The following is a 13730-nucleotide window of genomic DNA, read 5'->3' as shown; positions in this document are numbered from 1 at the left end:
TAATGCCGAGAAAATTCTACTTTTGAACCCGGTCAATTGGTGGGGGGATTACCGAGGCAGAAGCTGAAGTGAAGCGCCGCGGCCCGGTGGTCAAGACCTCCAACGACAACATCATTCAAAACCCTTTCTTGGCCGTGGCGAACAAGTGCCTGACGCAGATGGCCCAGATCGAAGCTGAGTTCGGGCTGACGCCATCAAGCCGCTCGCGCATCCGCGTGGCTGAACCGGCCGAAACCGCCGATCCGTTCGAGGAATTTTTGAACCGTGGCAGAAAACCGTAAAGCCGGCTCTGGAAGGAAGGCATCCTCCTGCCCGGTCAGTGCCTATGCGCGTTCGGTCGTCGCCGGCAAGATCGTTGCGGGAGGCCTGGTCAGATTGGCATGCGAGCGGCATCTGGCCGATCTCAAGTCAGGCGAAAAGCGCGGCTTGGTTTGGGACGGGGGCGCCGCGCGGCACGCCATCGATTTCTTTGGGCACCTGCGTCATTCGACCGGCGAGTGGGCCGGTGAGCCGTTCGTGCTGCAGCCCTGGCAGCAGTTTGTCGTCGGCTCGCTATACGGCTGGAAGCGCAAGGATGGCATGCGCCGTTTCCGCACGGCCTATGTCGAGGTGGCGCGCAAGAATGGCAAATCGGTGCTGCTTGCCGGTACTGCGCTTTATGCTCTTGTTGCCGATGGCGAGCTGGGCGCGCATGTCTACTCCGCGGCGACGACCCGTGACCAGGCGCGCATTGTCTTTAGCGAGGCAGAGCGCATGGTGGGGGCAAGTAGCGCGCTCCAGGCGAGGGTTACCCGCACAGTCAACAATCTTGCTGTTTTGCCGACATCGTCGTGGTTTCGGCCCCTGTCAGCGGACGCGACGAAAATGGATGGTCTGAACGTTCACTTCGCCGCGGTCGATGAGGTGCACGAGCACCCTGGGCCTGAAATCATCCAGAAGTTGAACACCGCAACCGGCGCGCGCCGGCAATCGCTGATCTTTGAAATCACCACAGCGGGCTATGATCGCCATTCGGTCTGCCGCCAGCATCACGAGTTCTCGGTCAAGGCGCTGGAAGGCACTGTGCCCACAGAGTCCGCAGATAGTTGGTTTGGCTATATCGCCACCATCGATGCGGGCGATGACTGGACCGATCCCAAAGTGTGGGTGAAGGCCAATCCCAGTCTCGGCGTCACGGTCAAGACCGATGATCTGAAGCGCCAGATCGATGAGGCCAAAGAAATGCCGGCGCAGCAGAACGCGATCCGGCGGCTGCGCCTCAACGAATGGACTGAGCAGGTGACACGCTGGCTCGACATAAGTGTTTGGGAGGAAGGCGGCCTCTCCGTCGCCACCGACTGGCGCGTCGTCAAGCACGAGCTTGAGGCGTTAGAGCTGAAGCTGCTGGGCCGCGAATGCTACGGCGGACTTGATCTTGCCCGCGTCAACGATTTGTCGGCGTTCGTGCTCGCCTTTCCACCGACGCTGGAGGGTGACCTCGGCAATCTTGCGGACAAATGGATCGTGCTTTGCCGGTTCTGGATCCCAGAGGAAGACATTCTGCGTCGCGTACGGCGCGACCGCGTGCCGTATGACGTCTGGCGCGACCAAGGATATTTGACCGCCACGCCGGGTAACGCGACGGACTTTGCCTTTGTCGAGACAGAAATCCTCGAGCTGGCGTCGCGATACGACATGCGCGAGCTTTCTTATGACCGGACCTTTGCAGGCGAAATCGTTCAGAACTTGCAGGATGAGGGCCTGAACCTGGTGCAGTTTGGTCAGGGCTTTTTGAGCATGGCCGCGCCCACAGCGGAACTGGAGCGGCTGTCGGTCTCGCGATCCCTCTGGCATGGCGGTCATCCGGTCCTGCGCTGGAACGCCTCCAATGTTGCGGTTCGCCACGATCCCGCGGGCAATATCAAGCCGGACAAGGAGCGCTCAACCGAGCGGATCGACGGCATCGTGGCTATTTGCAACGCACTCGGTCGGGCATTGGCCCGTGACGTTAATGCCGGCCGCTCCGTCTATGAGAGCCGCGGCATTCTGATGCTTTAGCGGCGCGGAAGAGAAACCAAATGGCATTCTGGTCAAACTGGTTCGGTGGTGCAAAGCCGCCGACCGCCTCTTTGCGCGCGTCGTTTCAGGATGCTGGTGGTGGGATTGTCATCGCGACCAGCCAGCAGCTGGAAGAGGCACTGCGCGCCGGCAAGGTAACGGGATCGGGGGCGACGGTCACCCCAAACAGCGCCATGCGGGTGGCCGCCGTCTATGCGTGTGTGCGCATCATCTCCGGCGCCGTCGCGACCTTGCCGTTGCACATCAAACGCCGGGTGGATGAGCGCATCCGTGAGGATGCCTCCGACACGCCGATCTGGTCGGTGCTGCGACGCAAGCCGAACCGATGGCAGACGCCGTCGCAATTCCGCCGCATGCTGCAGGCGCATCTGCTGCTGCGCGGCAATGCCTATGCCATGATCGTCCGCTCGCGTGGCCTGGTTCAGGAGTTGATCCCACTGCATCCCGACCGGGTCGCCGTAAGCCAGGCCGATGATCTGACGCTCGATTATCTTTATACGCGCGCGGATGGCCGCCGCATCAAGCTGGCCCAAAACGAAGTCTTTCACCTCGTCGGACTGACACTCGATGGCGTGCATGGTGTCTCCGCCATTGCCTATGCCCGCGAGACCATCGGCTTGTCGCTGGCTATGGAAGACCACGGCGCCACTATGTTCCGCAACGGCGCCCGGGTCAGTGGGGTGCTGAAGCATCCGCAGAAGCTCGGTCCCGAAGCGGTCGCCAACCTGAAAGCGGGTTTGGAAGAATTTCGGTCGGGGGGAGAGCAGGACGGCAAAAATCTGATCCTCGAAGAAGGCATGGACTATGCCCGCATCGCCATGACCGCCGAAGATGCCCAGTGGCTGGAGAGCCGCAAGTTCAGCCGCACCGACATCGCCATGTTCTTTGGCGTACCGCCGCACATGATCGGCGACACCGAAAAGTCGACCAGTTGGGGCACCGGCATCGAGCAGCAGTCGATCGGCTTCGTCGCCTATACGCTCGAAGACCATCTGACCATGTGGGAAGAGGCGATCAATCGCGACCTGATCGGAGGGGACGACAATCTCTATGCCCGCTTCAATCGGGCGGCTCTGGTCAAAGGCGACATCAAGGCTCGCTGGGAGGCCTACGTCAAAGGGCTGCAATGGGGCGTTTACAGCCCCAATGAAATCCGCGCGCTCGAAGATCAAAACCCGCGTGATGGTGGCGATGTGTATTTCGACCCGCCGAACACAGCTGGCACCCCCGGACAACCAAAGGATGATGGCGATGAGCCTGCGCAAACTGCCTGAAATCCAGGCGTTCCAGCAGCCGAGCGCGTATCAGTGGGACGTTCCTTCTGACGCGCTGGCACGCTGGGCTAATATTCCTGTTGCGGCGGCCGATGAAGCCCCCAACACCATCACGATTTACGACATGATCGGCGAAGACCCTTGGTCTGGCGGCGGCTTCACGGCACGGCGCATGAGCGCGGCGCTTCGCTCGATTGGCGCGAAAGACGTGACGGTGAAGATCAACTCGCCGGGCGGCAATGTGTTTGAGGGTTTTGCCATTTTCAACGAGCTGCGCCAGCACAAGGCCAAGGTGACGGTCGAAGTCATGGGCATTGCGGCGTCTGCCGCGTCCTATATCGCCATGGCCGGCGACGAAATCTGCATGGGTCTGGGCACGTTCCTGATGATCCACAACGCCTGGGGCGTCGTGATCGGCAACCGCAACGATTTGGCTGCTGCGGTGAAAACGCTCGAGCAGATCGACAGCGCCCAGATCGATATTTACGAATCGCGCACCGGTCTTAAGCGGGCGGATATCGAAAAGTATATGGACGCAGAAACCATGTTCTCGGCCAAGGAAGCCGTGGCGAAGGGGTTCGCGGACACCGTAACGGAAAAGACAATTGGCGACGGTGCTTCGGCAACGGCTCGCCCTGAAATCCACGCCAAACGGCGTTTAGATGCCATCCTTGCTCAATCGGGCGTGCCGCGTGTCGAGCGCCGCAAGATGCTTAAGGATGCAACCGGGACCATGCACGACGCTGCCCCGGCGGTCACGCGCGACGCTGACCTCGACCCTGCCGCGCTCCAGCGGCTCATTGCAACAATGCGGTCCTGAAAGGATAAATCATGACCAAAGCACTGAACACCCGCGCTCGCGGGCTGGTCGGCGTTCGCGCTGATGCGGGCGATGCGACTAAAATTCTTGCCGAACTGCAGACGACCTTCGAAGCGTTCAAGGCCGAACGCACCAAGGAACTGGACGACATCAAAGCCGGCATGGCCGATGTGGTGCAGACCGATAAGGTCGACCGTATCAACGCCGACCTCGGCAAGCTGACCAAAGAACTGGACAGCGTGAATGCCGCGATTGCCGCCATGAAGGTCGGCGGGACTGGTAATGCCGAAGACCCCGACAAACGCGAACACACCCAAGCGTTTAATCGCTTCTTCCGTCGCGGCGCCGAAGCGGGCCTGCGTGACCTCGAAGTCAAGGCCAAGCTGACCACGCAGTCCGACCCTGACGGCGGCTACCTGGTCCCCGAGGAAATGGAAGCCGGCATCGACCGCGTGTTGGGCACACAGTCCACCATTCGTTCGCTGGCTCGCGTCATCTCCATCTCAGGCCAGACCTACAAGAAGCTGGTCAATATGGGCGGGGCCACCTCGGGCTGGGTCGGTGAAGAAGATGCCCGCACCGGCACTGCTACCCCAACGCTGCGTGAAATCGCCATCAACACCGGCGAAATCTACGCAATGCCGGGCGCCACGCAGACCATGCTGGATGATGGCCGCATCGACATTGCCGGTTGGCTTGCCGATGAAGTCAGCATCGAGTTTGCCGAGCAGGAAGGCGCTGCCTTTGCTGACGGCGATGGCATCAACAAGCCGCGCGGCATCCTGTCTTACGACAAGGTGGCAAACGGCTCCTATGCGTGGGGCAAGCTCGGTTTCGTGGCTACCGGCAAGGCTGACGGCTTCCTTGCCGCCACCACGACCGTCAACCCGGCTGATGCTCTGATCGACCTCTACTACGCGCTCAAGTCCGGCTATCGGAATGGGGCGTCGTGGCTGATGTCGGACGCGACCATGAACACGGTGCGCAAGTTCAAGGATGCGGAAGGTGCCTTTATCTGGGCGCCCCCGACTGGCGCTGCCGAAGTGGCAACGATCCTGGGCAAGCCGGTTCACACCGACGACAACATACCGGCTGTTGCCGCCAACGCCTTCCCAATTGCGTTCGGTGACTTCAACCGTTCGTATCTGATCGTGGATCGCATCGGCATTCGCGTTCTGCGCGACCCGTTCACCTCCAAGCCCAACGTGCTGTTTTACACGACCAAGCGCGTCGGCGGCGGCGTGGTGAACTTTGAAGCGCTCAAGCTGGTGAAGGTCAGCACCTAACGGCATTTGACGGGTAGCTTCGGTCGCCCGTTTTCATCCCCACATCCATTCATGAAAGGGCCTTCACCATGAAGGACTTGCATTCGAGCCTGACCATCGTGTCAGCAATCGGCGCGGCGGTACTGGCCGCCGATAATACGCCAGCCGCCATTGACCTCCAGGGGTACAATTCTGCCGAAATCGTTCTCGCCGTTGGCATCGGCGGCATCACGTTCACCGGCACCAACAAGATCGAGATTACCGTCACCCATTCTGACGATAACGCGACCTATACGGCGGTCACCGATACTGACCTGTTGGGCGTGTCCGGCACCACTGGCGGCATCGTCAAGACGCTGGTTGTCGCCCATGCCGCTGCCGCCTGCTATCGCGTCGGCTACAGGGGCGGCAAGCGCTACCTTAAGGTTCTGGCCAAGTTCTCGGGCACCCACGGCACCGGCACGCCGATTGCTGCCATGGTCATCAAGGGCGATGGCACTGACAATCCGCAGGCCAACCAGGGTTAAATGAAATGAGGCGGCTTCGGTCGCCCCGTTCTCTTGTTCAGGGGTATTGATGATGTACAAACCCGTCCTTGTGACCGCCCCCACGATAACGCCTGTATCGTTGGCCGACGCCAAGATGCAGCTGGCCGTCGATCATGACGAGCATGACGACATGATTTCCGGCTTCATCGCTGCTGCGGCGGGCCATCTGGACGGTTGGGTGGGCATTCTGGGCCGCGCACTGGTCGAACAGACATGGCGGCAGGACTTTGACGGCTTCGGCGGCTGTATGCGCTTACCGCTCTATCCGGCATTGTCCATCACCAGTATTGTTGCGACCGACAGCGCTGGCGCACCGACAACCATTGCAGACAGCGATTATGCGCTGATGGAAGACGCTGCAGGCTCTTTCGTTCGTTTTAAGAGCGGCGCGGTGCTGCCCTCGGATTTGAACGCCATCAAGCCAGTGGCCGTGACCTATAAAGCGGGCTATGCGACGGTCCCGGCAGTGCCGGGGGATCCTGCTATCCCGGCACAATCCTCCATCCCCGCCGCCATCAAAGCGGCAATCCTAATCCACGTTCGGCTGATGTACGACGCCTATCGACTTGGTGCGGATGCTGGACCGATTCCAACAGACGCGATTGACGCTCTGGTCGCGCCTTTTCGCCGGGTATCTTTCTAATGCTGAACGCCGGGAAACTCGACCGCCGCATCACCCTGGAGCGGTATGGCATCAGCTATAATAGCGATAACGAGCCTATCGAAGGCTATACCGCGATAGCCACGGTCTGGGCGTCATGGCGGCGAGCATCGGCGCGCGAGCAACTGGCAGCCGCAGAAATTCAGGCGACGGTCACCGACGTCTTTGTCATGCGATGGAGCACCACTACGGCATCAGTCACGCCAATGGACCGCGTGGTCTATTATGGGCGCACATACAATATTGCCGAGGCCACCGAGATCGGCCGGCGTGAAGGGGTGATGTTGCGTGGATCGGCGATGGCGGACTAACGAGGGCATAGGACGCCCCGTTCTTTCGTCTTGCCGCGACATTGCGTGTATGGACTATTACCGGCTAATAAAACGGCAGACTATTTTTTGCTGAAGGAGAACCTTTGCAGCCTATCGTTGGGTCATTTGTACGCCTGAAGTCCGACCCAACCCGCGCTGGTGTACTTCAGCCAGGCGAGCCGCGTTCTCGTGCGGGTAGCAAGATGCTCCCAGTTCTATTTCCAGATGGAAGCCAGGCTTGGCTACCTGAGTCAGCCCTTGAAGTGGTGCCTTTGGCGCTCCCTCCACTAGATCAAAGGTTTGAAGACGGCAGCTTTACCGATCCCGAATGGTTGCGTCGCACCCTTGCTCGCCTCCGAGTCACCGGTCGACTCACCAACGTCATTTACAGCATGGAGGCTACGGACACCGACTTCTACGCTTTCCAGTTCAAACCCGTCCTTAAGCTGCTGAACTCGCCAAGAGATGGGTTGCTCGTCGCTGACGAAGTAGGTCTTGGAAAGACAATTGAGGCGGGACTTATTTGGACAGAGCTGCGTGCGAGGCTGCAGAGCAATCGCCTTTTGGTGATCTGCCCGAAGACGCTTTGCCAGAAGTGGCGCATCGAACTTCACCAACGGTTTGGCGTTGATGCGCGCGTTGTCAACGCTGATGAACTTTTGGAACTTGTTAGCGGTTCGGCCGGCGCCAACAGCGGCTTTGCGGCTATCGCGAGCATGCAGTCGCTGCGGCCACCAAGAGGGTGGTCTGATGATGAGACAGTTGGGCAAGGCAGCCGCTTAAATCCTCGCGCATTGCTGGCACGATTTCTAGATGCAGCCGCAGAAGAAACGCCGCTTCTCGACTTGCTGGTGATCGACGAAGCGCATCACATGCGCAATCCAGAAACAGCACTTCATGCCCTTGGCTCACTGCTCAACTCAGTTAGTTCGCACAGGGTTTTCTTGTCAGCGACGCCAATTCACCTTCGCAACCGTGATCTTCAATCCCTACTCCGACTGATTGATCCGGACACTTTTGAGTACGAAGACACTCTTTCCGAGCTTATTGAAGTCAACGCTCCAATTGTACAGGCCCGAGATCTGGTGCTTAAGCCTGATACAACCGCGGCCGATATCTTGAGGCGGCTAGACGAAGCGATGCGGTACCAGCTTCTCGCCGACAGCGCAGCTTTGCGATTAGTTCGAAAAGAAATCGAGAGCGCGGAACTGACAATGAGCAAGCGGGCGGAAATTGCTTCTAGACTGGAGCAAGCCAACCAACTCGCAAACTATGTTACCAGGACGCGCCGCCGAGACGTCGAGGAATTCCGGGTCAGAAGAGATGTGAAAGCTCCTACTCTGACTATGCTGCCGATCGAATCTGTCTTCTATGATGCAGTGACCGAAGAGGTCCGTCAGTACGCTATTGAGCACGACGTGAGCGATGGCTTCTTGCTATCGATGCCACAGCGCTTGTTATCGTCGAGCCCCGCTGCAGCTTCGGCGTACTGGTCGAGCCTACCTGCCGGGCAAATTTCGTCATTGGTGCATGAGGACGACGGGTCGGATGAACTGGACGAACAGGACACGCCCTCGCCACACGTCGGGCCGCTGGTCTCGCGCTTGGCCTTTCTTTCGAGCCGGTTGGGTTACACGCAACAGCTTCGCGCATGTGACAGTAAGTATGCTTTGCTTCTCGATCAGCTGCGGAAAGTGTGGGCGGACGACGCCCTAGCAAAGGTTATAGTATTTTCCACGTTCAAGCACACACTGGGCTACCTCCAAGAGAGGCTCGTGGAGGACTTTGGAAGGGACACCCTTGAGTTGTTGCACGGCAGCATTAGGGAGCCACGAGAAGTAGTGCTTCAGCGGTTTAAGACTGATGTCAATCGAAAGGTCCTCCTGTCATCTGAGGTAGGCAGCGAGGGCATAGACCTTCAGTTCTGCTGGCTGGTGGTGAACTACGACCTACCCTGGAATCCAATGCGGCTCGAGCAAAGGATCGGCCGCGTTGATCGCTTGGGACAGAAGGAGGACGTGGTTGTTATTCTGAACCTCGTGTTCGACGGCACTATCGATCAGCGCATATACAACCGGCTTTATGTCAGGTTGGGGCTCGGTCAGAAAGCACTGGGAGAGTTTGAAGCGGTCTTGGGGGAGCCCATTCGTGACATGACCAGGAAGCTGGTCAATCCCAAACTTACAGATGCTCAGAGGATCGAGGCGATCGAACAGGCAGCCCAGGCGCTTGAGGTACTCCGCCAGCAGGAGGACGCACTGGAAGAGCAGGCGGGTGCCCTAATTCGGCACGGCGACTACATACTTCAGTCGATAGCAGACAGCCGCCGAATGAACCGTTGGCTTAGTGGAAATGACGTTCTGGTTTACGTGCGGGACCGCCTACATCGCTCGTTTCCGGGAAGCATGATCGAGATGAGCCCTGCGGGGTCGGATCGCTACCGTATCAAGCTCTCGACCGAAGCCGTGGAAAACTTTTCGAGTTATCTTGCTCGCAGAGGGCTGAAGGGCACCACCCGAATCCTTAGCGGAAACGATCAACAGAGGTATCGCTTTGAAGCGTCTGTGGCGCGAAAGCGAGACGGGGACGCCGAGGTGATTTCTCAGATTCATAGTCTGGTTCGGTTTGCAGCCTACCTAGACTCGACAGACGAGCTCCAACAGCCACAGCCCGTAGCTGCCAGTCTACGCCAGTCTGACTTAGATTTTGAGTGCCCCACCGGCACCTTCGTGCTGGGAATCAGACGCTGGAATGCCAGCACCCCGGAGGCCAGTGTCGTCGCAAACAACCGTATCGCATATGCTGGCGCTCATCTCGAAACAGGGGCTGCACTTTCTCCAGAAGAGGCGGAAGTGCTTGCGTCTGCCATCGCAAACAATGGCAGGGTGCTGCCGAACATTGCTTCTGACCCCCGACTGCCGGCTGGGGCCGCGCTGTTGAGAATGAGTGTACTCACCGAACTTGATGATAGGTTCGATAACTTCGTCGCCCAGGCGCAGGCGCAGGTCTCTGACCGGGTTCGCATCCGGCGGCGTGCACTTCAACGCCATCAAGACGCGAAAACACAGACCCTGGTACAAACTCGTGACAAACACTCTGAACGAGCAACATATTTTGAGCAGAGGGGGCAGACCAAAGAGGCGAGGCAACGTCGATCCCTCGTGGAAGCTACAGAAGGAAAGCTACGAAGATTGCACGAGAGCTGCAGACAGAGACTAACAGAATTGGAAGTATTGGATAACATTACCCCAGAAATGAGCGACGTCGCGGTGGTAATAGTTCAGATAAATTAGGGACTTGGGGGGGATTATGGGCGGACTAAGACGCGATGAACGCGGCTCTGCGGTGCGCAATACACTTTCAGACGATAATTTGCGTAAGCTTTCCGACCTACGTACTAAGCTCGGCGGGAAGGCCATGGCGGCGATTGCCATTCAGAAGCAGGCAGGGTCGGCGAATTCAACTCGAAAAACGGAACTTGCGATTGCTAAGCGAATTCCGAATCGACCATCCGCAGCGGTTAAGCCGCCAAAAACCCCGAAGGTATTGGGAAGGAATCCCAAGCGAGGGTTGAAGCTGCGACCTGCGAAAACCGTCGGGCCGTTGCCTGAGGAAAAGGCGCCTCCGTTTCAATGGTGGGAGTTGCCAGAGGGAGCATCTGTTCGAGAGGCGCCACCGAACAGCATCTCTGAAAGCAGTCAGGCGATCTTGGGCTCCCTCTTGACCCCCGGAGGGGGTGAAGAAGTTCGAGACGATCTCCAAGAACTTTTTGCGGTGATCGGTCTCGATTTTGGCACCAGCTGTACCAAGGTCGTCGTGCGGTTTCCATACGAGGCCGGCGAACTGACGGTGGCGATACCGGCACCAGAGCATTGCGTAAGCAACAATCAGCCACACCTATGGCAGACGGTTCTGTGGCTCCGTCCGGATGGACAGTTCATCGCTTGGCCGGAGCAGGGCGCTTTGCTGCTTCACGCCCTTAAGCAGGGCGTTATGACGTCCGGTGCTGATGGCAATGTTACGCCCGGCAAATATCGCGGTCTATCCGTATCAAAAGCCGACGCCGCCACCGCCTATTTGGCTTATGTGATCAGGTATACACGCGGGTGGCTTAGGACTCATCGACCAAACCTTTTTAGAGGAAGACATACCAGGTGGCTGCTTAACCTTGGCCTACCGGCAGAGAAGGCAGACAACGGCCAGCTGACGGCTACATATCGCCAGATCGCAGCAGCCGCGCTTCTTTGCGCGAATTACAGTGATCGGCCAGACATCGAGATCGTTAAGCTCTTTTTGACCGATGATGCTGTCGTCACGGCAGGCATGTCGGAAGACAGAGCTCTTGAACTCGGTATAGGCGTCTTTCCCTAGACGGTCGCTGAAGCAGTAGGTTTTGTGAAGTCAAACCTAGCGTCACTCGATCTCTACCTCATGGTAGATGTAGGAGCATCGACGCTGGACATCTGCACCTTCAGGCTCCACCGTTGGGAGCCAGGAACGGATCAGTATGCACTACAGAGTGGCATGGTCAGGCCGTTAGGTGTCGAGGCGATGCACTGGTTCCTCGGGCAGGGACGAACTGAAGCGGCTTTTGTTCAACAGTGTGAGCGCAGTATGTGGGAAGTTGTCTGGACGACGCGAACAGACAAAGACCCCAACGCGCAATGTTGGCAGGACGGTCAAGACTTGTCAGTATTTCTCGTAGGTGGTGGGGCGAAAAGCTTACTTCACCGGAAGATTGTTGACGACCTTACCCCATGGCTTCGCACGAATACGAAGGGTAACGGTGTGAGGCTGGTTCAACTCCCCGTACCCAAAACACTGGACACCTCCACCCCCGTTGTAGATTTCGGCAGGTTGGCCGTAGCTTGGGGTCTGAGCTACCCGGAAGACCAGATCGGCAAGGTGGTCCCCCCGTCTCAAAGTACAAATGTCCCCTTGGCCGTGCGCAGGGACGTTTCCGAGGGGTACGTGAGTAAAGAATTGGTGTGACCCATATTCCCATCCCTAATGGAGCTGATTCAGGTTAGGCAACAACGAGCGGGTTATCTTATTCTGCGCTTCGCAGCAGCTCAATGATCCTGTTGTGCAGCGCCGCGTTGCCGCCTACTGAATGGAGTAGAAGTCTATTGATCTCTGGTGGTCTGTACTCAGCAGCTGGCTAAAAGGCCTAAACCCAACCGCCGCCTGTCCGGTGAAACGGGGTTCACTCCAGTCCTATGAGTATTACTCAGGGTAAAAAAAGCAGGATACCGCATGTCCGAAATCATGGATGCCCTCAGGGCTAGCAGCGACCCATTGGAAAATGACCTCGCTCGGGTTTACGAACATTGGCAGCAGGTTAAGCGAAACCAAGGCAAGCCGGCTGGCCTCGGGTATGAACCCCGAGACATCAACGCGCAGGGGACTGTTTCGGTGATTTCGAGCCGGGTTTTGAAGGGTTCCGCAGGGTTTGAAGAGGTCGACACCAATCAGAGCTATGAGGCCTTGGTGGTCAAATATCCCGACCGGTTTTCCGAAGACGTGCTCGCCGCAGCGCAGGAACGATTGAGGCTGGGTGCGACCAAAGTGGACCAGTTCCGGCGGCAGGACATACAGTTCTTCATCAAGACCAGCGCAATCGAGCTTTTTGGTGAAAGAGGTGTTCATCCAACAGCCGAAAGCTGGATCGGTCGTGAGGCCCATCTCCCCGAGTTACACAAAGAGAATAGCTATGCCGACGAAACCTTATCCAAGGGCTTTCGCGGCCTAGTGTGGCTTCATGAACAGGAAAAGGACGGCGAGCGGGGACGAGGATTAACCGCCGTTGTCGAGTTTGGTCCCTTGCAGTCGAGGAGAAGCGCACAAGTTCTCGACGCAGTATTCTTTGAGCGGCCCGTGGGGAAAGAACTCTTGGAGGCTCACAAGGATCGCGGGAGTTTCATTTCCCGGATCAACGAGAGCCGCAATAGCCGGATTTGGCCTATCCCGGATAATGAGGTGGACGAGCTGCTGTCCGCAGTCAGGGAAAAAGTCCACAGGATCGCGGAATACGAGAGCCAAAGCCCAGACCCTGATGATTACGAAAACCTAGAGAAGGTCGAAGACTACACATCCCTGCGTCAGGTGGTCCTACGGCGATACCAAACTGCCTTCAGGCAGGCACTTTTGAATAAGCGCCCAAACTGCTGTGCGATAACTGGCACGAGCGAGCTTTCGGTTCTCCAAGCGGCCCACATTATCCCATATGCAGAGAGGTTTGCCGACCGCGACAAACTAGAAAATGGCCTTCTGCTTAGAAGTGACATTCACAAGCTATTTGATGCGCACCTTGTCTCTATCGACCCCCAAACCAAGAAGGTCGTAATTTCTGACCTGGTTAAATCGTCGGACTACTTGAACCTTCGCGGCAAAACGATTGCCGACGCAGTTTCCCCAACGAGTCTTGTTTTTCACTTCGAGCACTTCAGAAACAAGAACGGCGAGATGGCACACCTCGGCTAGTGGAGTTCCGGCTCGCTTGTGCAAGTCAGCGGGTAGGCGAACATACTATCTCTGCCGGGCTTGTGGAGGTCGCAGTTTATAAAGGGGGACATTGACGAGACCATTGGCTAGGTTCGCTTTGCACGTCTCGGCCGCTATTGCTTAACAACCGGATAAAACGGCCGCCCCCAATCTTCCCGGGGACTATCCATCATCAGATCGACAAAGACCGGTATCAGAAAGGCAAGGATTTGGGCGCCGTCGCGCACCTGCGCCGGTAATCCCCCCGTTTTTAACGGGGTTCTGCGGTAGAATTCACGCAGCCATTTTC

General features: G+C 57.8%; 11 protein-coding genes. All 11 read left to right on the top strand.

The genetic code is table 11. The features are described 5' to 3' along the window. Positions 1-35 precede the first annotated feature (35 nt). The 11 genes from ABFY71_RS18385 (at position 36) to ABFY71_RS18335 (ending at position 13420) form a co-directional block, all read left to right on the top strand. Complete coding sequence (locus tag ABFY71_RS18385) at positions 36-281, top strand: phage terminase small subunit P27 family (RefSeq protein ID WP_347947338.1); 246 nt, start codon at positions 36-38, stop codon at positions 279-281. Further along, complete coding sequence (locus tag ABFY71_RS18380; RefSeq protein ID WP_347947337.1) at positions 265-2037, top strand: terminase large subunit; 1773 nt, start codon at positions 265-267, stop codon at positions 2035-2037. Before ABFY71_RS18385 ends, ABFY71_RS18380 begins: the two co-directional genes overlap by 17 nt. 20 nt (positions 2038-2057) lie before the next feature. After that, a complete protein-coding gene (locus ABFY71_RS18375) occupies positions 2058-3332 on the top strand; it encodes a phage portal protein (protein ID WP_347947336.1) in 1275 nt (424 codons plus the stop codon). After that, positions 3310-4152, top strand: coding sequence for a head maturation protease, ClpP-related (locus ABFY71_RS18370; protein ID WP_347947335.1), 843 nt, complete (start codon positions 3310-3312; stop codon positions 4150-4152). The genes ABFY71_RS18375 and ABFY71_RS18370 overlap by 23 nt, the downstream gene beginning before the upstream one ends. 11 nt (positions 4153-4163) lie before the next feature. Next, a complete protein-coding gene (locus ABFY71_RS18365) occupies positions 4164-5438 on the top strand; it encodes a phage major capsid protein (protein ID WP_347947334.1) in 1275 nt (424 codons plus the stop codon). Between the two features lie 68 nt (positions 5439-5506). Then, complete coding sequence (locus ABFY71_RS18360; RefSeq protein ID WP_347947333.1) at positions 5507-5944, top strand: hypothetical protein; 438 nt, start codon at positions 5507-5509, stop codon at positions 5942-5944. Between the two features lie 49 nt (positions 5945-5993). Continuing rightward, positions 5994-6608, top strand: coding sequence for a head-tail connector protein (locus ABFY71_RS18355; RefSeq protein ID WP_347947332.1), 615 nt, complete (start codon positions 5994-5996; stop codon positions 6606-6608). Next, the gene (locus ABFY71_RS18350) at positions 6608-6937 is read left to right on the top strand and encodes a phage head closure protein (RefSeq protein WP_347947331.1); all 330 of its coding nucleotides are present in this window, start codon (positions 6608-6610) and stop codon (positions 6935-6937) included. Before ABFY71_RS18355 ends, ABFY71_RS18350 begins: the two co-directional genes overlap by 1 nt. A gap of 104 nt (positions 6938-7041) precedes the next feature. After that, positions 7042-10230, top strand: coding sequence for an SNF2-related protein (locus ABFY71_RS18345; protein WP_347947330.1), 3189 nt, complete (start codon positions 7042-7044; stop codon positions 10228-10230). 124 nt (positions 10231-10354) lie between these two features. Next, the gene (locus ABFY71_RS18340; protein ID WP_347947329.1) at positions 10355-11308 is read left to right on the top strand and encodes a hypothetical protein; all 954 of its coding nucleotides are present in this window, start codon (positions 10355-10357) and stop codon (positions 11306-11308) included. A gap of 885 nt (positions 11309-12193) precedes the next feature. Next, entirely contained in the window at positions 12194-13420 is a 1227-nt protein-coding gene (locus ABFY71_RS18335) for an HNH endonuclease (RefSeq protein WP_347947328.1), read from the top strand. Positions 13421-13730 lie beyond the last annotated feature (310 nt).

The sequence above is a fragment of the Devosia alba genome, assembly GCF_039938915.1.
GTDB classification, from domain to species: domain Bacteria; phylum Pseudomonadota; class Alphaproteobacteria; order Rhizobiales; family Devosiaceae; genus Devosia; species Devosia alba.
Note: the sequence above shows the minus strand (reverse complement) of the source record. Positions and strands in the feature narration are given on the sequence as shown.